The sequence below is a fragment of the Mesorhizobium subarcticum genome, assembly GCF_055456085.1.
The window spans coordinates 248,212-265,694 of sequence record NZ_CM144237.1 but is presented as its reverse complement, the minus strand read 5'-3'; the positions used below and the strand labels follow the sequence as shown (position 1 = coordinate 265,694).

17 protein-coding genes and 1 pseudogene are annotated in these 17,483 nt (G+C 59.2%); 7 read left to right on the top strand and 11 right to left on the bottom strand.

Annotation, left to right across the window (positions count from 1 at the left end):
• Positions 1–66 precede the first annotated feature (66 nt).
• Positions 67–402: a c-type cytochrome gene (locus tag ACZYHG_RS01300; RefSeq protein WP_464612203.1), complete on the bottom strand. Its 336-nt coding sequence runs from the start codon at positions 400–402 to the stop codon at positions 67–69.
• A gap of 720 nt (positions 403–1,122) precedes the next feature.
• Between ACZYHG_RS01300 and ACZYHG_RS01295 the strand changes: the two genes are divergently transcribed.
• The 3 genes from ACZYHG_RS01295 to ACZYHG_RS01285 all read left to right on the top strand — a co-directional run bounded on the left by ACZYHG_RS01295 (position 1,123) and on the right by ACZYHG_RS01285 (position 3,207).
• On the top strand, positions 1,123–1,896 hold the full coding sequence (locus tag ACZYHG_RS01295; RefSeq protein ID WP_464612202.1) for a sensor histidine kinase: 774 nt from the start codon (positions 1,123–1,125) through the stop codon (positions 1,894–1,896).
• A gap of 282 nt (positions 1,897–2,178) precedes the next feature.
• Positions 2,179–2,349 carry a hypothetical protein gene (locus ACZYHG_RS01290; RefSeq protein ID WP_464612201.1) on the top strand — a complete coding sequence of 57 codons (171 nt, stop codon included), beginning with the start codon at positions 2,179–2,181 and terminating at the stop codon, positions 2,347–2,349.
• A gap of 660 nt (positions 2,350–3,009) precedes the next feature.
• The gene (locus tag ACZYHG_RS01285) at positions 3,010–3,207 is read left to right on the top strand and encodes a hypothetical protein (protein WP_464612200.1); all 198 of its coding nucleotides are present in this window, start codon (positions 3,010–3,012) and stop codon (positions 3,205–3,207) included.
• A gap of 141 nt (positions 3,208–3,348) precedes the next feature.
• Here the strand turns inward: ACZYHG_RS01285 and ACZYHG_RS01280 are convergent, their stop codons facing one another.
• Positions 3,349–3,888, bottom strand: a complete 540-nt coding sequence (locus tag ACZYHG_RS01280) for an Hsp20/alpha crystallin family protein (RefSeq protein ID WP_464612199.1) — start codon at positions 3,886–3,888, stop codon at positions 3,349–3,351.
• Positions 3,889–4,344: 456 nt separating this feature from the next.
• On the opposite strand from ACZYHG_RS01280, the gene ACZYHG_RS01275 reads away from it, so the two are divergent.
• Positions 4,345–5,622 (top strand): NRAMP family divalent metal transporter, encoded by a 1,278-nt coding sequence (locus ACZYHG_RS01275; protein ID WP_464612198.1) that lies wholly within the window; start codon positions 4,345–4,347, stop codon positions 5,620–5,622.
• Positions 5,623–6,067: 445 nt separating this feature from the next.
• On the opposite strand, the gene ACZYHG_RS01270 is transcribed toward ACZYHG_RS01275, so the two are convergent.
• The 3 genes from ACZYHG_RS01270 to ACZYHG_RS01260 all read right to left on the bottom strand — a co-directional run bounded on the left by ACZYHG_RS01270 (position 6,068) and on the right by ACZYHG_RS01260 (position 6,709).
• Positions 6,068–6,232, bottom strand: coding sequence for a DUF3309 family protein (locus ACZYHG_RS01270; protein WP_464612197.1), 165 nt, complete (start codon positions 6,230–6,232; stop codon positions 6,068–6,070).
• Between the two features lie 112 nt (positions 6,233–6,344).
• On the bottom strand, positions 6,345–6,485 hold the full coding sequence (locus tag ACZYHG_RS01265) for a hypothetical protein (protein ID WP_464612196.1): 141 nt from the start codon (positions 6,483–6,485) through the stop codon (positions 6,345–6,347).
• Positions 6,486–6,535: 50 nt separating this feature from the next.
• The gene (locus ACZYHG_RS01260; RefSeq protein WP_464612195.1) at positions 6,536–6,709 is read right to left on the bottom strand and encodes a CsbD family protein; all 174 of its coding nucleotides are present in this window, start codon (positions 6,707–6,709) and stop codon (positions 6,536–6,538) included.
• A 322-nt stretch (positions 6,710–7,031) separates the two neighbouring features.
• Between ACZYHG_RS01260 and ACZYHG_RS01255 the strand changes: the two genes are divergently transcribed.
• On the top strand, positions 7,032–7,427 hold the full coding sequence (locus tag ACZYHG_RS01255; RefSeq protein ID WP_464612194.1) for a cupin domain-containing protein: 396 nt from the start codon (positions 7,032–7,034) through the stop codon (positions 7,425–7,427).
• Positions 7,428–7,549: 122 nt separating this feature from the next.
• Here the strand turns inward: ACZYHG_RS01255 and ACZYHG_RS01250 are convergent, their stop codons facing one another.
• Positions 7,550–9,475: an ABC transporter ATP-binding protein/permease gene (locus ACZYHG_RS01250; protein ID WP_464612193.1), complete on the bottom strand. Its 1,926-nt coding sequence runs from the start codon at positions 9,473–9,475 to the stop codon at positions 7,550–7,552.
• A 284-nt stretch (positions 9,476–9,759) separates the two neighbouring features.
• On the opposite strand from ACZYHG_RS01250, the gene ACZYHG_RS01245 reads away from it, so the two are divergent.
• Positions 9,760–10,242: a DUF2127 domain-containing protein gene (locus ACZYHG_RS01245; RefSeq protein WP_464612192.1), complete on the top strand. Its 483-nt coding sequence runs from the start codon at positions 9,760–9,762 to the stop codon at positions 10,240–10,242.
• Between the two features lie 72 nt (positions 10,243–10,314).
• Here ACZYHG_RS01245 and ACZYHG_RS01240 read toward each other — a convergent pair whose 3' ends face one another.
• The 4 genes from ACZYHG_RS01240 to ACZYHG_RS01225 form a co-directional block, all read right to left on the bottom strand.
• Positions 10,315–11,028, bottom strand: a complete 714-nt coding sequence (locus ACZYHG_RS01240; RefSeq protein ID WP_464612191.1) for an ABC transporter ATP-binding protein — start codon at positions 11,026–11,028, stop codon at positions 10,315–10,317.
• Positions 11,021–12,247 (bottom strand): ABC transporter permease, encoded by a 1,227-nt coding sequence (locus ACZYHG_RS01235; RefSeq protein ID WP_464612190.1) that lies wholly within the window; start codon positions 12,245–12,247, stop codon positions 11,021–11,023. The genes ACZYHG_RS01240 and ACZYHG_RS01235 overlap by 8 nt, the downstream gene beginning before the upstream one ends.
• Positions 12,244–13,551: an efflux RND transporter periplasmic adaptor subunit gene (locus tag ACZYHG_RS01230; RefSeq protein WP_464612189.1), complete on the bottom strand. Its 1,308-nt coding sequence runs from the start codon at positions 13,549–13,551 to the stop codon at positions 12,244–12,246. The genes ACZYHG_RS01235 and ACZYHG_RS01230 overlap by 4 nt, the downstream gene beginning before the upstream one ends.
• Before the next feature lie 110 nt (positions 13,552–13,661).
• On the bottom strand, positions 13,662–14,363 hold the full coding sequence (locus ACZYHG_RS01225) for a CBS domain-containing protein (protein WP_464614851.1): 702 nt from the start codon (positions 14,361–14,363) through the stop codon (positions 13,662–13,664).
• Positions 14,364–14,713: 350 nt separating this feature from the next.
• Here ACZYHG_RS01225 and ACZYHG_RS01220 point away from each other — a divergent pair.
• Positions 14,714–15,330 (top strand): annotated as a pseudogene (locus ACZYHG_RS01220) (hypothetical protein).
• 512 nt (positions 15,331–15,842) lie between these two features.
• Here ACZYHG_RS01220 and ACZYHG_RS01215 read toward each other — a convergent pair.
• A complete protein-coding gene (locus tag ACZYHG_RS01215) occupies positions 15,843–17,363 on the bottom strand; it encodes an aldehyde dehydrogenase family protein (protein ID WP_464612188.1) in 1,521 nt (506 codons plus the stop codon).
• Between the last annotated feature and the right edge of the window lie 120 nt (positions 17,364–17,483).

Sequence of the window (17,483 nt, the reverse complement as noted above, 5' to 3'; positions counted from 1 at the left end):
CACGCCTCGAAGGTATGCAATCCGTTACGCATCACAGCATTCTGGCCATCTTGCACTAGCCGAGATCTAATGCTGCAGCGTTTCGATGTAACCAGCCAGATTGTGGATCCGTTCGGTGGTCACCACCTCGCCGCCACTCGGGCCATAGGTCTTTGCGTCGTCCTCAAGGAATTGGCGGCCCCAGACCGGCATCTCGCGTTTGCCGTGGCTTGGTAGGGCGTAGCGACCGTCAATGGTCGCGAAGACTCGTGAATAGGGAAATGTCCCGCCGTTGCGTTCTAAAAGGCGAGTCAGGTCGGCTGGTCGCTTGACCAGCAGGTCGCGCAACGGGCCGTCGCCCTTGCCATCGACACCGTGGCAGACGGCGCAGGAGTTCAAATATTCTGCCTGGCCATAACTCATTTCCTGCGCCTTGGAAGCTTGGCAGGCCAAGTTCGCGAGAACTAGTGCGATTAGGAATCTCATATGCGCATCCACCGATTGAACAACTGAGCGTACCGGTTCAACCTGCACCCGTGTTGATCCGGATCAATTGGCGTCTGTATCGACCTTGATTTTGACGTGCGCAGCGAGCATCCAAAACTGTCGGCTGGTCGTTGCCACAAGCTAGACACGAGATAGCGGAGCCGCCGCCGTAGCTTTCAGGACGATGCTTGCGATTCTGGGGACGCATATGCTTGCCCGCGATCTCAAACTGGCCGCTGACTCTTGCGACGAAATCAGCACCCCACTTGCTGGGGGCGGGCACCTAGCGCTCCACAAGTGCCCATCGTGGCAATGCCAATACGCCGACTTCACATCTGTGCTCGGATGCGTGATCCACATACCGAAAGCCTTCCGGCTCCGGTCCGGATCAACGATGATGAATGACCCAAACGGATATTTGCCGTCGTGGCGCCAAGCGCGCAATTTTCTCTCATTGTCGGTTTCGTACAGAAATTGATCCACATCAACCCTGCCGGGGCATTTTCGGGCGAAATTGCTTGGTCGCTGAAAAAGGCAACGGTACTAAAATAAAAGTGCGGTGAACAAAGTAATAGTGATGATTTAACGATTTTGATGGGTAATATATATGCCTAGGATATGTGAAAGGTTGTTTGCTGCTCCATCGGAGCGGAACAAATGACACTCTTTAAACAGCCGGAATATTGTGCCGTTGCGCATTGCTCGGCGATTGCAAAGTACGAGCAGGAGCTGGAGCGGCATCGACAAACCGAGTCCAAGTTGCGAGAATCTAGCCTCCGGGAAACCGAGCTGTTGCGTCAAAAAGAGCAATTGATCCAACAGAAGGACATCCTAGCCAAGGAGTCTGAACATCGGCTTCTGAACGGACTGCAAATAATTACCAGCATGCTCGCGGTGCAAAGCCGCGCGACAAAGAACGCAGATGTGGCGGCTCAGTTGACCATAGCCGCCAACCGCGTCGCCACGTTGGGACGGGTACATCGACATCTCCACACTTTGGATAACGCCGAAAGCGTAGAGTTCAGGGAATACCTTGCGAAGCTTTGTCACGATCTATCCGATATGGCGTCGAGCGAAAGTTCCGAACGATCCCTCGTGGTGGAGGGCACGCAGCTTGAAATTCCAACTGTAACCGCGATCCCTCTCGGGTTCATCGCCAGCGAGCTCATCACAAATTCAATCAAGTATGCCAAGGGAAAAATAGCGGTTCGTTTGCAGGGAACCTCCACGGGCTGCGCTCTTTCAATCTCGGACGACGGCCCCGGGTTGCCACAAGGTTTCAATCCTGCAGCGACAGCCGGATTGGGCATGAAGCTGATCACGGCCTTAGTGAAGAGCATCGGTGGTGTGCTGGATTTTGGTAAGGGAGACAATGGCGAGGGGACGACAATAACCGTTCGCTTTCCACTAGGGCGGTCTCTCGCCGCTTAGTCTGGAGCGTACTGCGCCCTTGGCTATTGCTGCCTATCACAGCGATACTGCGGTTCAGTCGCTTTTCTTAAGGGGTGGTGAGACAGTTGCCCCTGATCCGTCGCGATGCTCAGCCCGCTGCCATCTCCTTCCAAGTGGTTTCCACTGCGAACGAGATCCCGCGCCATCTGAAGCATGCCTTGGTGGGACGGACGCATCGGCGGGATTAGACGCGGGCGATTTCGCTGTGATATGTGGGTACACAGACGAACAGGGAAGCCGCTGCGGCTGCTTTTGTGATGAGTGGATAAGCAGATTGCCCGCCTGAATATCGAGCATTTTCGACTGCGCTTGGCCGAGGAGCAAGATCAGCTCAAGCGGAAGGCATTGCTTGAACTGCTCGACAAGGAAGAAGAAAAACTCAGAAAAGCCGAGCAGGCCGATAGAGGATCAAACGGGCAGAACAACAAATAGAGGGATGCGGCAATGCCGCTAAACATCCGTGTTGTCAGGTTCCCATATTCTCCAATGGGTCGGTGAGATATCCAGCCGTTCCTTCGTGGCCGACATGGTCCAGCCTGTCAGTATACGCCTGCAGGGAAAAACGAGGGCATGAACGCCGTCCCTGTCCATGACGGCCAATTTCAAATCCCGATCAAAAGGGGCAGTCGATATTGGTTGCCACATGGATTCACTGTTGGAAGGAATGGCGACGGCGTCCTTGACGCAGGTCAAATCCAACGACCGGACTTCTTGGCTTCTTGGCACGAGAATACCTTTGGAACGGCGAACAGCGATCGAGTTTCCCGCTGTTGGGCCGCCACGTTCCGCAGGGTATGCCATTTTCATCACCTCGCTGCTGCGCAGACCTGGCATGTTGATTGTGCCGCCTGCTTTGGTGTTGAGAGACGCGGGAAGATGCTCTCGGTGGTGGACCTGGTTTCACCAAAGATCGAAACGACGATCTGCCTCTGCTTATGAGATCAATGGCGCAATATCTGATCTTGCGAAATTCGGTTTGACCCTTACGGGGTTTCACCTAGCCTGCCGCCGCGGACTTGCGTTGGTGCAAATGGCTTTGAGCGGCCCGTATCCAGGTGTATAATGCCACTGTCCTGGCGATTGAGGTGAGTCATGGACCGATTCATTGCGCGTGCCAACATCGCTCATTTTCAGGATCTGCTCTCACGCGAGACCGATCCAGAACAGCGGCGCGTCATCGAAGGCTTGCTGGCGTTGGAGCAGAAGAAGCTTGAGATGGCCGAAAGCCAAGCACGCGATCAATCCCGCGTGCCCGGCAAACCGGGAAGTGTCGTCAGGCCATCGCGTTGATATGGCGCCGGAACGCGGTGCCGGTCGAAATAGCTCCGCGATCCGGACTGGGTAGCCAAACAGCGCAGCTTGGCGTACCTTTTTTGGGGAAGTCTCAGCGCCGCACAGATGCGCTGAGACGAACAATGGTCACCACGCAGGTTACGCTGCCTTGACCGAAATCTTCTTCTCAGCCTTCTGGGCTTCGGCGGTCTTGGGCAGCTTCACCGTCAGTACGCCCTTGGTGAAGCTTGCATCGATCTTGTCGGCGTCGACGCCTTCAGGCAGTTGGAAGGACCGCTGGAAGGAGCCGTAGCGGCGCTCGGACAAATAATAATCTTTTTCCTTCTCCTCTTTTTCCTCGGCCTTCTCGCCCTTGATGGTCAGCGTGCGGTTGGCGAGTTTGATCTCGACATTCTTCTCGTCGATGCCGGGCAGTTCGGCCGTGATTTCATACTCCTTGTCCTTCTCGACGAGGTCCATCGCCGGCGCGACCGGCCAGTCCGTGCTGCGCAGCGACGACAGTTCACGACCGAACAGAGAGCGGGTTGAGGGCAGCCGGAAATCGAACGCGTGGAAGTCGTCGAACAGCCGGTCGATTTCGCGACGCAGGCTTTCGAACGGTGCCGTCCAGTTGTCGGACCGGGCAGGGGCAGTGCTTTTCTCTGTCTTGACGGGGAGTTTGGTCGCAGCTTCAACCATTGTCATTCTCCTTTGGTGAGTTGATCGGCAGGTATCGCCGCCTCCACTCTTCACCTTCAGGTCTTCTACGAGATGCTAGAAGTGGAGGTCAGCGGACCCGCTTGCCAAGAGACATCGCCAAACTGGTTCATTGCTGCGCGAAGCCACAGTGCAGCCATCGCGCGTGGGCCAATTCGGCTCGGCCTGGCAAGAACAGCATCAAAACCACTGCAAAGGGGAAGCTCATTGATTGGGATCAATGGCGATTGAAAAATGTCTTCCTATAGAGCCGAAAAGGCGTGCACCACCATCAAGGATTGCGCGTCCGCGCCATGAAGACGACGTCTGCAAGGGCAGTAGGCGACGGCACTTCGAATCGCTGGGGCCGGGTCGGCGGGTCGGGCCGACGAGTTGGACCATCATCGTGATTCATTTGACGGTTGAGGTCGATTATAACAGGCGAGGGAGAATCATTCGATGGAACCGTCGGAGGCATCGGCCACCACGCGTCGCCAACGCTTCCGCTTCCTCGGAAGCTTGGGCCCAGGCCTGATCACGGGAGCGGCCGATGATGATCCCAGCGGTATCGCTACCTATAGCCAGGTGGGAGCACAATTCGGCTACTCGCTCGCCTGGACCATGCTCTTTAGCTATCCGCTGATGGCTGTAACTCAAGGGATCAGCGCCGGGATCGGCGCGGTGACCGGCCAAGGGATCGCACGCAATCTGCGTCGGCACTACTCACCCTGGCTGCTGCGTTTCGCCGTACTTCTCCTGCTTGTCGCCAATGTCATCAACATCGGTGCCGACCTCAGCGCCATGGGAGCGGCGCTTCAATTGCTCATAGGCGGCCCGCACCACTTGTATGCGATCTTCTTCGCGCTGATTTGCATCGTTCTGGAAATCTTCGTGAGCTATCGGCGCTACGTGACGGTGCTTAAATGGCTAACACTGTCCCTGCTTGCCTATGTGGCGGTGGTGCTGTCGGTCCATGTGCCCTGGGGGACGGCCCTCTATGGTGCGCTGGTTCCGCAAATCGTCTTCGACGGCGATCACGCCATGGCGCTGGTCGCTGTCCTTGGCACGACAATCAGCCCTTACCTCTTCTTTTGGCAAGCCGGCGAGGAGGTTGAGGAGCAGCACCGGCAACACCGGCAACGGCTGGGCGCCAACTCTCACGCTGCCGGACCGGAGCTGTCGCGCATTCGTGGCGACACGCTGTTCGGAATGGGCTTTTCCAATCTGGTGGCCATTGTCATCATTATCGCCACGGCGGCAACGCTCCATGCTAACGGGATCACGCAGATCCAAACCTCGTCGCAGGCGGCCGAAGCGCTCCGTCCCGTTGCAGGGGATTTTGCGTTCGCCATTTTCGCCATCGGTATTGTCGGCACCGGCATGCTTGCCGTCCCTGTGCTCGCGGGCTCCGCCGCCTATGCCGTTGCGGAGATGTTTCGATGGCCCGAAGGCCTGGACCGGCGCCCGCAAGACGCCAAGGCTTTCTACGGCGTGATCACGATGGCGACGCTGGGTGGGGTGACCCTGACTTTTGTCGGCCTGGATCCCATCCGGGCTCTCTATTGGAGTGCTGTCGTCAATGGAATACTAGCCGCGCCTCTGATGGCAATCATGATGATGATCGCGATGAACCCTCGCATCATGGGTCACCTTACATTGCCGCGCTGGATGGTTTTCGGCGGCGTGCTTGCCACCGCTGTGATGGCCTTGGCCTCAATCGGCTTTTTCGTGCTGTGACCGACCGCCCGGTCCGAGTCAAAATCGCCTCATGGGCGACTTTCTATTAGGTCTGGCTTCTTTTGCATTCGGCCATAGCCGTGCTCCGCTTGATGCGGATATTCTGCCGTTGGCGATTGTTTGGCGCCCGGCAATCTGTTGTCTTCTTCTCCGCTGCCAAATATCTGGAACGACGTGCAGACAGGCTGACGGCACGCTCGCGCATGTAGGAAGGACATCCTTGGCCCCGGCGGCCGATCCAGTACCTGCGGTCGTTGAGTACGACACCGCGATTCACGCACCAATTCCGACCACGTTCGATCCAAACGGAGCTTGCGGTACGAACATCTGCGCGGCATTGGCCGGCTAAAGAGCGGAAACAGCGAACGAAGCTGACGAGTGTCCGCCAAGTAGGCCTGCCCGTATTAGTTTCGTTGAGAGACGGCGGCGGTATTTCCCATGTGGCTCAGACTCTGCCCATGAGGACGAGGACGACCACGATGATCAGAATTACGCCAAGAATACCAACACCGCCGTGGCCGAACCCGTAGCCGTATCCGCCGAAACGGCCACTAAAGCCGCCGAGTAGGAAAATGATAAGCAAGATGATAAGTATGGCTCCAAGCGACATGGGTTCTTCTCCTGTTGATCCCCTTGGTCGGACCTAGCCGACGCTCAGCCTATCCCGACAAATTCGGCTAACTGCCTTTCACTGTTCGAAAGACCATACGCGCACCAAGCAGCTACTTGCCTTCTACAGAGACCCCGTCTTTACCGATACTTACAGTGACTCCGGTTTGCTGCTCTCTGTAGAGCTGATACCCGACTAAAGCCACAGCGGCCACGAGCACGCCGATCACCAGATAAAGAACGTTACGGCTCATAAAAAGCGCCTCTGTCGATTTGCGATCTAAAGTTCTGCCGGCAATGGTGCCTATTTTTCCTTGATAACGTCTTTGATTCCGCCGACGGCATTCTGGACCTTACCTTCGAACTTGTCGGCCTTACCCTCGGACTCCAGCTTGGCGTCACCGACTGCCTTGCCGAGGGCCTCCTTTAGTTTCCCTTTCACCACCTTCGCAGATCCAATTACCCTGTCTTTGTCCATAACTATTCCTCCAATTTCTCTTTTGTTCGATCAAGTTACGAGCAACGCGCCAGCCGTCCTTGATTTCGATCAAAAGCGAACCGCGCGGGCGCAGCGTGCCTACGCCAAGGGACGGACTGAGCAGCGTATTGGCAACCGACGTGGCAGTGCCTGTCATGTGCGTCTTGATGGTGGGTATGACACCACTGGGCCAACGGAGGGTAGCGCCGAGCCTGTCCGGCATGTTTGATCCAAGTCAAGATGCAAGGCCGCTGCGGTGATAGCGTCCCGAAGCTGGACTGTTGGCAATTCTGCCCCAGGTCTCGCCCACGGAGTCACAGACATGAAGGGCTATGTTGCGAACATCGAGAACTTGACCGAAGAGAATAGCGATTTCCGGCGAGTGCTCTACACGGCCGATCATCTGCAACTGGTGCTGATGTCGCTAAGGCCCGGCCAGGACATTGGGATGGAAACGCACAAGACCCATGACCAGTTCTTTCGGATCGAGAAGGGCAAGGGCGAGATTGTCATCGACGGGACCACGCACAAGCTAAAGAGCGGCGACGCTATCCTTGTGCCCGCAGGCGCCTCCCACAATCTGGTCAATGTGGGCGCGAAGAGCCTGAAGGTCTACACTATCTACGGTCCACCAAATCATCGCGACCAGCTGGTCCAAAGCAAGAAGTCGATAGCCGAGTTGTCGTCCGAGCATTTCGCCGGCAAAACTACCGAGTAGCCCGCACTGGCAATGGCCCTTGCGCGCTCCTAAATTCTCGTTGCGGTCGTTGCGCTCTACGTCTGCTGGGTACCCGATGCAGAGTAGAGCTATTCCTGGCCGCTGGACGGCTGCCGCACGTGTTAGCGCTCTCCTGCCTTGGACACAGGTTTTACCCGCGCCGGACCCACAGGGCCGCCTTTCGTATCCGGGAGCGGCTCCTTTCTGGTGGTGCCGTTTGCGATGGTGACCACGCTGTCGTAGAAGCCCTTGCCGGTGGAGGATATTGGAGGTGTGGCATCATGCATGATGCTGATCACCGTTGCGCTGGGACAAGCATCCTTGATCGCTTGGTGGAAGGCAACCGTGGCGTCGGGGTCGAGGGCGCTCGTTGACTCGTCCAGAAACAGCAGACCCGGCTGGAGCAAGAGTATCCGCGCGAGTATGATCTTCTGCTTCTGACCGCCGGACAGAAGCTGGTCCCAGCTGTGCCCTTTGCGCCCCTCCTCGGCGAGGTCGCCGGCGAACTCGGCAAGGCCGGCCTTAGTCAAAGCGACGGCGACGTCGACATCCGAATGGGCTTCAACAAGATCAGGCATGCAAATCAGTTCCTTGAGGGATATGGGGGGTAGATTCACATCCTGAGCGGCATAGAGACTTCGCACGCTTTCGGGCAAAATTGTCGTACCGCGACCATGCGGCCAGAGGCGATTGATGGCCTTGAACAGAGACGACTTGCCGCTGCCCGACTCTCCAACGAGCAAGGTCCATTCTCCTGGCTTGAAGTGGTGCTCGCCGGTCCTGATAAAGGGCACATCATCGCCCTCATGCATCAGTTCCAGATCATTGAGGGCTAGGCCAAGCTTGGCGTCCTGCGTGCTGTAGCGCAGTTCGGAAACGCCGGTTCGCGCGTAGAACTCGCGCGGCCGCTGCACATCCTCGATCGCCCTTGCAAGCTCGGTCAGGCGACCTGAATTCGCCTTGAGCGTCGATATGTCCGGCATAACGTGGATGAACCAGGAACAAGCAATTATCAGCGCATTCGCCAGCTCGGCTCCCGTAACGTAGATTTGCAGGCTGATCTCGTTGTCGACATAGGGCAACAGACCAGGCGCATAGGCAACAATCCGAGAGCCCAGGAAATTGTAGAAGAGCTCGAATGCCATATATCCTGAAACCAGCTTGTTGAGCCTCGCCCAGGTGCGATCAATGTCGAGGTAGCGGCGTTTGTGGATGCCCTTCTGCGCAATCTCGCCCGAAGCGGCGGCGGTATAAAAGCTGTTGTGGAGAAGCGTGTTCAGTTCGCCGCGGTAGCTGCCCTCGGCCCTTTGCATCGTGTTGTCCAGCGCCTGCAACACCGCCCCCAACTTCGTCGCGACGAAGGTTGCAATCGGGACGTAGGCAATGACGGCAACAAGCGTCAGGAAGGCGCTGCCATATTTGCCGAAGAAAGGCAGTCCGTTAATCGGGGCCGATGTTTCGACGATCTTGCTGCCAACAAACGCAAGCGACAGCAGCACCCCAGCGATACCCATTGCGACACCAATAGCACCGCCGGCCATGCCCTTGACCGATTCCTGGACACGCTGATCAATATTGTCGGGGACCGATATCTTGGGCGGTGTGGCGTGCGTCGCGCCATGTTGGAGGTGATAGTGCGTATGGTTGCTGTCGAGCAGTGCATCATTGAACCTCTGGTCAAGCCAGGCGCGCCATTTGCGGTGCAGCGTCGTTGAGACATAGTGACGGACGGGGATGAATCCTACATCCCGAAGGAGCACGATCGCGGCAAGTATTGCGGCACTCTCCAGGATTGTGCTCAGCGTCGCAGGATCCTCAGGACGGTGAAGAAGGGCAATCGCGCTGACAAGCTGGCCCGACACTTCTGCAAACCAGACACTGGCCCAGGCCGACAAGGCGGTAAGTATGATGATGACCGATGTCAGCCCCCATGCCTCCATCCATTTTTTCGATAGCCAGTAAGCGGCCATGAGGCCGGAGAAGCTACGCATCAGGGAAACCGGGGTCGCCGGTTGCTGCTCTTCGGGACGACGGCTCAACCAGCGCAACGCACCCTCCCGCTGTTGATGAGCTGGTATCTGCACAGGCAATACTCGCAGTATATTAAATGGGCTCGTCTCCGCCGATATGATGAGGGCTCACAAGAGGAAGATTCTGTACAAGGCATATTGGCTGACGCCAAAAGAGAATTCGCTGCTGCCGATATGGTCTCGGCTTTGTCCTTCCTGGCGATTAAGGACATGGCGTAATGGCGGGTCCTCGCCTTCATTGACTTGCGGTCGCGAGGCGGCTGCCTCCATTGTCTAGTCCACTGTTGATCGCGAGGTGCATTGTGAAGCCTGTCGATGAGCGCCGTATCCATCAGATTTTCGAGATTGGGGTCTGGCTCAAGGGTGCGCACGCCCTGATCGAATGCATCGGCGGGGTCCTGCTTTATGTCGTCAGCACGGACACAATTGCCGCTTGGGTCAATGCCGTCACGCAGGACGAACTGATCGAAGATCCAAACGATTTCATTGCCGGCCATCTGTCGCAGATGGCGAACCATTTTTCCGTCGCAAGCGAGCATTTTTACGCCTTCTACCTGCTCAGTCACGGCCTGATAAAGCTGCTCCTGGTTGCCGGGCTTTTGCGAGGCAAGCTGTGGTCCTATCCGGCATCACTCGCCGCATTGGGCGCGTTCATGATCTACCAGGTGTATCGCTATTCCTACACCTATTCGTTCGGCCTGCTTGTCCTCACCGTCTTCGATGCGATCGTGATGGTGCTGATCTGGCATGAATGGAAAGTTGTGCGCCAACACAAGCCTGTGTGATCGCCGAACGATCTCCCGCGCCACTTCAGGGAAGCCATAGTGGAGCAATACCTGTTGGCCGTAGTCGTGGATTCAATGCGGTTTGCCTTTCGCCAAAGGGGCCTGGTCCTCGGTAATCCTGCCGTCGACTACCTGGATGATGCGGTCGCAACGGCCGGCGAGATCATGATTGTGCGTGACGATGAGGAAGGTCGTCCCGCGTTCCGTGTTGAAGCGCCGCATCAGGTCGAAGACGGCGTCGGCCGAGGCGGTGTCGAGATTGCCGGTCGGCTCATCGGCGAGCACCAGCGACGGATCCATCGCCAGCGAGCGCGCGATGGCCACACGCTGTTGCTGGCCGCCGGACATGTTCAGCGCCCGATTGTTGCGCCACTTGCCAAGGTCGACCCAGTCGAGGAGCTCGTCGGCGCGCTTTTCCATCGCCGCGTTCGGCCGGCCATGGTCCAGCAGCATCGGCATCATGACGTTCTCGCGGGCGGTGAAGGCCGAGATCAGGTAGTGGTACTGGAAGACGAAGCCGATCGTGTGGCCGCGCAGGCTGGTCAGCGCCGCCTCCGACAGCTGGGTCGTATCCTCGCCCTTGATCGACAGCCGGCCGGACGTCGGACGATCGAGCAGGCCGATGATGTTGAGCAGCGTGCTCTTGCCGGATCCGGATGGCCCCATCAGCGCCACGAACTCGCCCGGACGGATGGTGACGTCCAGGCCGTGCAGCACTTCCGTCTCGACCGGCGTGCCGACATTGTAGGATTTGCGGATGCCTTCGAGGACCAAAAGTTCAGCCATGGATGGCGTCCACCGGATCGAGGCGCGCGGCGCGCAGCGCCGGCACGATGCCGGCGATCACGCCGGTGACCGTCGCCAGCGCCGCCGAAGACAGGAAGAGGCTCGGGTCGATGGTGAGCGGGAACAGCTCGGAGCCGTCGGACTGGCGCGCATAGCGGTGCCACGCGACCAGGGCGGCCGCACCGACCAGCGCTCCGGCCAGCGAGCCGACGAAACCGAGCACCCCACCCTGGATCAGGAAGACCCTCAGGATCTGTCCGCGCGCGCAGCCCATGGCGCGCAATATGCCGATGTCCTTGGAGCGCTGCAGCACGGACACGACCAGGACCGCCGCGATGCCGAACGCCACCGACAGGCCGACGAAGATGCGGATCAGCCCGCTGGAGAGGTTCTGGGCATGGATGGCGGTGAAGACCTGGGCGTTCGTCTTGATCCAGCTGTCGGCCTCGACCGGCAGCGCCGCCTGGATGTCCTGCGCGACGGTCTCGGCGGCATAGACGTCGGCGACGGTGAGGTCGATGGTTGTGACGCCGCCGAGCAGCCCAAGAAGGCTCTGGGCGGTGCGCAGCGCGACATAGGCGTTGCGCTCGTTGGCGCCCTTGTTGCCGAGGTCGAATATTCCCTTGATGGTCAGCGTTCGGCTGCCACCCGCCGCGGTGGTGACGTTGATCTTGTCGCCGACCGTGGCGCCGATATCCTTGGCGAGGTCGATTCCGACCAGGATGTCGTCCGAACCGAGCTCGACGGTGCCGGCGACGATATAATCAGGCACCCGCACGATGCGGAAATAGTCGTCGGGCTGCATGCCGAAGATGCCGATGCTGCGGCTGGCGTCGCCGCGCACGGCGAGCGCCGACCCGGACACGGTGGGCGTCGCGATGACGACATCCGGTCGCGCGCGCATCGCGGCCAGGATCGTCTGCCACTGGTCGATGGAAAGGATGCGCTGCGTCGGCTGCTGCACGATCGCCGCCTCGATGACCTTGTCATCCCATCTCAGCGGCCGGGCCACTTCCTGTGGCGCCAGCAGCTGGATCTGCGGCTGCGAGGTGAGCACGCGGTTGGTGAAATTGGCCTGCACGCTGGCCAGCAGCGCCGACATGAACACGATGACGCCGACGCCGATAGCAATTCCGCTAAGGATGAAGCCCGTCTGCATGCGGCCTTCGGCGAGGAACCGCAGCGCCGCGATCCAAGCAAATGTCAGCCAGGGTTTCATGACGCCACTGGCCTTACGCGCTGGCCGGCCCTGACGCCGGCGGCGACGGGAACAACGAGTTCTCCCTGCGAAAGTCCGTCCAGGATCTCTATCCGGTCACTCGTGCGCAGTCCGGTCCGAACCGCCTGTTCGCGCGGCCGCCCGTCGCGGACGACGAGAACCCAAGGTGCGGCGGATGTGGGGTCATGCACCACACGAGCCGGAACGATCAGGGTCGATTCGCGCTTGTCGATCTCGACATCCACCGAGACGGTCATGTCCTGGCGCAGATAGGCCGGCGGGGCCGTGGCGGTGAGTTTCACCTCCACCGACGCGCGCGCGATGTCGACCGAGGGGTTGATGTAGGACACCTTGGCGTCAAAGCGCTGGTCTGGATAGGCGTCCGCCGAAACCAGTGCGTCCTGTCCCACCCGAAGCAGCCCGAGGTTCTTCTCGTCGATCTGCAGAACCAACTGGACATCACCGGCGGGCGCCAGCACGAGGAGGGTGTTTCCGGGCTGAACGATGGCGCCGCGCTCGACATTGCGGGTGATGAGAGTGCCGTCTCGCGGCGCGGCGATTGTCGCATAGCCAAGGCGTGCTTGCGCGGTCGCGACATTGGCCTGTGCCTGATTGAGTTGGGTCAGCGCCATCACGTAGTCGCTGCCGCCTGGCTGTGCTGTATTGACCGAAAGCTCGGTCGTGCGGACCTGGGTTCGCGCGACATCAAGATCCCTGGTGGCGGCATCGAGCGTCTCGCGGGTGCCGAAACCCGCCTTGGAGAGTTGTTCAGCCCTTTGGTAGGCCGCCTGGGCATTGACCAGCGTCGCCTGAGCCTGCTTGAGGGCCTGCTGCGCGGATGGCAGTGTGAATTCTCGCAGCTGCCGCATCCGCGCTTCCGCCTGGGCGGCGGCGCCCTGCGCCTGGACGACCGCAGATTTCAGTTCGCTTGACTCAAGAACAACAAGCGGCTGGCCCAGTTTGACGGTCTGACCCTCGTCGACCAGCACCTCCGCGACCGTTCCAGTGAATTGGCTTCCGATATTGACGCGGTAGGGGGTTTCGACGTGGCCGCTTGCCACGACGGTCCTTAAGAGATCGCCACGGATCACGGGATAGACGACAACTTCGGGGCCGACCAGCCAGCGCGCCAGCGCCAGGGCGAGGCCTACTGCCAGCAGGGCCAGTCCGCCAAGCAACCATTTGTGGAGCCAGATGAAATGTCGGGCAGCAGCCGCCAAGCCGCGCTTGTGGGATGTATCCGGATGTAAATCGGTGTTGATCTGCAGCATGGCGGCCTCGAAGACAGGAATCTCCGATCTCATTAGGTCGGTGCCGCGCTTGTCGCCTTGTGCCAGATCAATTCTGGCCTACGGCTGCCGTCGCCAGGTCGCGCGACACTCATTCTTGCCAAGCGCAGGTCGGCGGCGACTTCTCAAGCCGGTGGGTCAACCACGATGCCGGACAGAGGTTCGACCCAGTACAGATGATCGGTCACGGATTTTACGCCGGCGACGTTTTCAGCCGCGACAAGCGCGGCCTGGCGCTCACGCTCGTCGAGGATTGCGCCGTTCAGTTCGGCAACACCTTTGTCCACACTGACATGGATCATTCCTGCTCCAGCCCATGGCTGGGCGGCAAGTTCGGCGACGATATCCTGACGGATCTGTTCATCACCCACCACCGTCGTGTCCCGCGATGGAAGGGAACGCAGCAATGAGCGCAAAAGATCGGAACGGGTGATGATGCCGACAATGTTTTGACCCTCGACCACGGGGATGCGTTTGACATGATGGCGCGTCATCAGTTCGACGACATCTTCCAGGGAGGCTTCGGGGGATGTCGTGACGACGTTGTCCGACATCACCTCATCGACCCGTCGCCCATTGGCGTGGACATATTCCTCCGCCACACGTCCGGGACTGACCAGAAACTCCAGCCAGCGCGCCCGCTTGCGTTTCGTGCCCAGTTCGCCGCGGCGCAGAAAATCGCCTTCACTGACGATCCCCACCAGCGTGCCGTCGTCGCGAATTACGGGAAGGCCGCTGATCTTCCTCGAGAGCATCAATCCTGCCGCGTCGGCAATCGATGCGGACGGGTCGATGCTGATGACGGGAATCACCGATTCAGCTTGCATGTTCGTCTCCTTCGAATTCTTCACTTCGGCCTGATCCTTGTCGCTGTGGAACCGAGACAGGCATGGAATAGCGGCCTCGTTTCTACCCCCGTCGCCGGCGCGCGCTTTGACCGGCGTCAAGGCAAGATCTCGACCGAGATGGAAGGTTGCGAATTCAACCTTGCAAAATCCGGAACGAGTGGGCGAACGCCAATCTGGTCAACGAGGCGGCGATTTTCGCGACCAGGCGAGGTGCTGACACGGTGACCATCGAGGATTTCACCAATGCTGTTGAGCGCATTGTCGCCGGCTCCGAACGCAAGAGCCGGCTGCTCAAGCCGGAGGATCGCGAGCGCGTCGCCTATAACGAAATGGGCCATGCGCTCGCCGCATCTTCGCTCGCGAAAACCGATCCTGTGCAGAAGGTGTCGATCATTCCGCGCTCCATAGGTTCTCTGGGCTACACACTCCAGCGTCCCACGAAGACCGTTTCCTGATCACCCTTGGCGAATTGAAGGAACGCATGATCGCGCTCCTCGCCGGCCGTGCGGCGGAGGAACTCATCTACGGGGAGGTTTCCACCGGCGCCGCCGACGATCTGGCCAAGGCGACCGATGTCGCCCGCCAGTGCGTGACGCGTTTCGGCGTGGATGCTTCGGTTGGCCAGGCTGTCCTTGAGGAACAGAAGCTTCGCTGGCTGGGCGATGGAGGCCCCGACGGCCATTCAAGGGACTATTCGGAGGCGACTGCGCGGGAAGTCGACCTTGCCGTCCGTGCAATGATCGACGAAGCATACGAAGGAGCAAAGAAGTTGCTGAGCGCCCGCGTCGCCCACCTGAAGGCAGGCGCGAAAATGCTGCTGGAACACGAAACGATCACGCCAGCCGACTTTGCGCCACTGCAGCGCCCAAGCGGCCAACCCGTTGCGGCAAGCCAACCCGTCGCGGTAAAGCGAAAGGCGGCTGTGACCGCCCTGAAGACCGTTTGAGAAGACTGCTCTGTTTCAGCGGACTGCACGGAATTGCGGCAGGATGAATTGTTGACCCATTGCGTTCATCATCTGGCTTTGCGCTGAATTCCACGGCCGGTGTGCAAGCTATCGCCGTCACCCTGTTATCAGGGCAAGGGCGATCAGCGCCAACCACAACAACGTTACACGATGGCGCAACCACCAGCTGGATCCGACATGGATATTCGTCATCTCATCTGGTTTCGGATTGGGCGTTTCTGGGTTTCGCGTGAACACGAATTTTCGTCTGTTCAGCCCCGTGCCAGCCGTTCTGGACAAAGCTGTGAGGAGACTGCGCCATCACGAATACTGCACGCCGTTCCAGTTCGCTTCGAATGCCGTCGGGGATCTCCCGGCAGCCGCAATGAACGGCGTGCTTCAAGTGCCACGCGACCCGGTCGTCCATCTTTGGGCTGCGTGGCATAGGGTTCGCTGCGTGCCATTGCCTGTTCATGGTGACTATCCCGTTCCAGACGTGGACCGCGAGCGTGTCAGAACAGGCCGAGTGCCTTGGTGCTATAGCTGACGAGCAGGTTCTTGGTCTGTTGATAGTGATCGAGCATCATCTTGTGGTTCTCGCGGCCGAAGCCCGAGGCCTTGTATCCGCCGAAAGCGGCATGGGCCGGATAGGCATGGTAGCAGTTGGTCCACACACGCCCGGCCTGAATTGACCGGCCAAGCTGATAGGCATCGTTACCGTTGCGTGACCAGACGCCCGCGCCCAGGCCGTAAATCGTGTCATTGCCGATGCGGATGGCGTCATCGATGGTCTTGAACGATGTAACCGAAAGCACCGGCCCGAAGATCTCTTCCTGGAAGATGCGCATCGAGTTGTTGCCGGTGAACACGGTCGGCTGGACGAAATAGCCCTTCTCAAGCTCACCGCCGAGATGGACGCGTTCGCCGCCGGCGACGCATTTGGCGCCTTCCTGCTTGCCGATCTCGATGTAACCTAGGATCTTGTCTATCTGATTCTGCGAAGCCTGCGCGCCCATCTGCGTGGTTGGGTCGAGGGGATCACCGACCTTGATCTTGGCGACGCGCGCAACGGCGCGCTCCATGAATTTGTCGAAGATCGATTCCTGAACGAGGGCACGCGACGGACAGGTGCAGACCTCGCCCTTGTTGAAGGCGAAGAGGGCGAATCCTTCGAGTGCCTTGTCGAAAAATGCGTCGTCGGCGTCCATCACGTCGGCCATGAATATGTTGGGCGATTTGCCGCCCAGTTCCATGGTCTGGGGAATGAGGTGCTCGGCCGCGTATGCCATGATTTGCCTTCCCGTGGTCGTCTCGCCGGTGAAGGAGACCTTGGAAATCCGAGGGTTGGCCGCGATGGCCTTGCCGACTGTGCCGCCCGGCCCGGTGACGACATTGAGAACACCAGCAGGAAGAATGTCCGCCGTGAGGCCGGCAAAGATCAGCAGGGTAAGCGGCGTATTGGAGGCCGGCTTGATGACCGTGCAATTGCCGGCGGCAAGGGCCGGGGCGATCTTCCACGCCGCCATCAGCAACGGGAAGTTCCAGGGGATGATCTGGCCGACGACCCCCAGCGGTTCCTTAAAATGATACGCGATGGTCTCGGCGTCGATGGTGGAAATTCCGCCTTCCTCGGCCCGGATACAGCCGGCGAAGTAGCGAAAATGGTCGATTGCGAGCGGTATATCGGCGCCGCGCGTCTCGCGGATCGGCTTGCCGTTGTCCAAGGTTTCGGCAAGCGCCAGGAGTTCGAGATTATCCTCCATCCGGTCCGCGATCTTGTTGAGCAGCTTTGCCCGTTCGGCCGGCGATACGCGCGCCCAGGCGTCTTTTGCCTTGTAGGCTGCGTCGAGCGCCAGTTCGACATCGCGTTCTGTCGACTTGGCGACGTCCACCAGCCTGTCACCATTGATCGGGCTGTAATCGGTGAAATATCGCCCTTCTACCGGAGCGACCCATTTGCCGCCGATGAAATTGTCATAACGCGCCGGCAGGTTTCCCTTTGAGCGCACGAGTTCCAATGCGTGATGAGACATGACCTTATCCTTTCGGCAGCATGCGGTTTCGTCACTGCTCACGCGAACTCTCCCGGCTTTCGGCTGGCCTGACATTGATCCTGGTCAACGGCGCAAGATTCCTGATTGCGCTAGGTCAAT

What these genes read in the sequence shown, in the direction of transcription:
- ACZYHG_RS01300 (WP_464612203.1), bottom strand. Translation starts at nt 402, where the DNA reads ATGAGTTATGGCCAGGCAGAATATTTGAACTCCTGCGCCGTCTGCCAC.
- ACZYHG_RS01295 (WP_464612202.1), top strand. Translation starts at nt 1,123, where the DNA reads ATGACACTCTTTAAACAGCCGGAATATTGTGCCGTTGCGCATTGCTCG.
- ACZYHG_RS01285 (WP_464612200.1), top strand. Translation starts at nt 3,010, where the DNA reads ATGGACCGATTCATTGCGCGTGCCAACATCGCTCATTTTCAGGATCTG.
- ACZYHG_RS01280 (WP_464612199.1), bottom strand. Translation starts at nt 3,888, where the DNA reads ATGGTTGAAGCTGCGACCAAACTCCCCGTCAAGACAGAGAAAAGCACT.
- ACZYHG_RS01275 (WP_464612198.1), top strand. Translation starts at nt 4,345, where the DNA reads ATGGAACCGTCGGAGGCATCGGCCACCACGCGTCGCCAACGCTTCCGC.
- ACZYHG_RS01270 (WP_464612197.1), bottom strand. Translation starts at nt 6,232, where the DNA reads ATGTCGCTTGGAGCCATACTTATCATCTTGCTTATCATTTTCCTACTC.
- ACZYHG_RS01265 (WP_464612196.1), bottom strand. Translation starts at nt 6,485, where the DNA reads ATGAGCCGTAACGTTCTTTATCTGGTGATCGGCGTGCTCGTGGCCGCT.
- ACZYHG_RS01260 (WP_464612195.1), bottom strand. Translation starts at nt 6,709, where the DNA reads ATGGACAAAGACAGGGTAATTGGATCTGCGAAGGTGGTGAAAGGGAAA.
- ACZYHG_RS01255 (WP_464612194.1), top strand. Translation starts at nt 7,032, where the DNA reads ATGAAGGGCTATGTTGCGAACATCGAGAACTTGACCGAAGAGAATAGC.
- ACZYHG_RS01240 (WP_464612191.1), bottom strand. Translation starts at nt 11,028, where the DNA reads ATGGCTGAACTTTTGGTCCTCGAAGGCATCCGCAAATCCTACAATGTC.
- ACZYHG_RS01235 (WP_464612190.1), bottom strand. Translation starts at nt 12,247, where the DNA reads ATGAAACCCTGGCTGACATTTGCTTGGATCGCGGCGCTGCGGTTCCTC.
- ACZYHG_RS01230 (WP_464612189.1), bottom strand. Translation starts at nt 13,551, where the DNA reads ATGAGATCGGAGATTCCTGTCTTCGAGGCCGCCATGCTGCAGATCAAC.
- ACZYHG_RS01225 (WP_464614851.1), bottom strand. Translation starts at nt 14,363, where the DNA reads ATGCAAGCTGAATCGGTGATTCCCGTCATCAGCATCGACCCGTCCGCA.
- ACZYHG_RS01215 (WP_464612188.1), bottom strand. Translation starts at nt 17,363, where the DNA reads ATGTCTCATCACGCATTGGAACTCGTGCGCTCAAAGGGAAACCTGCCG.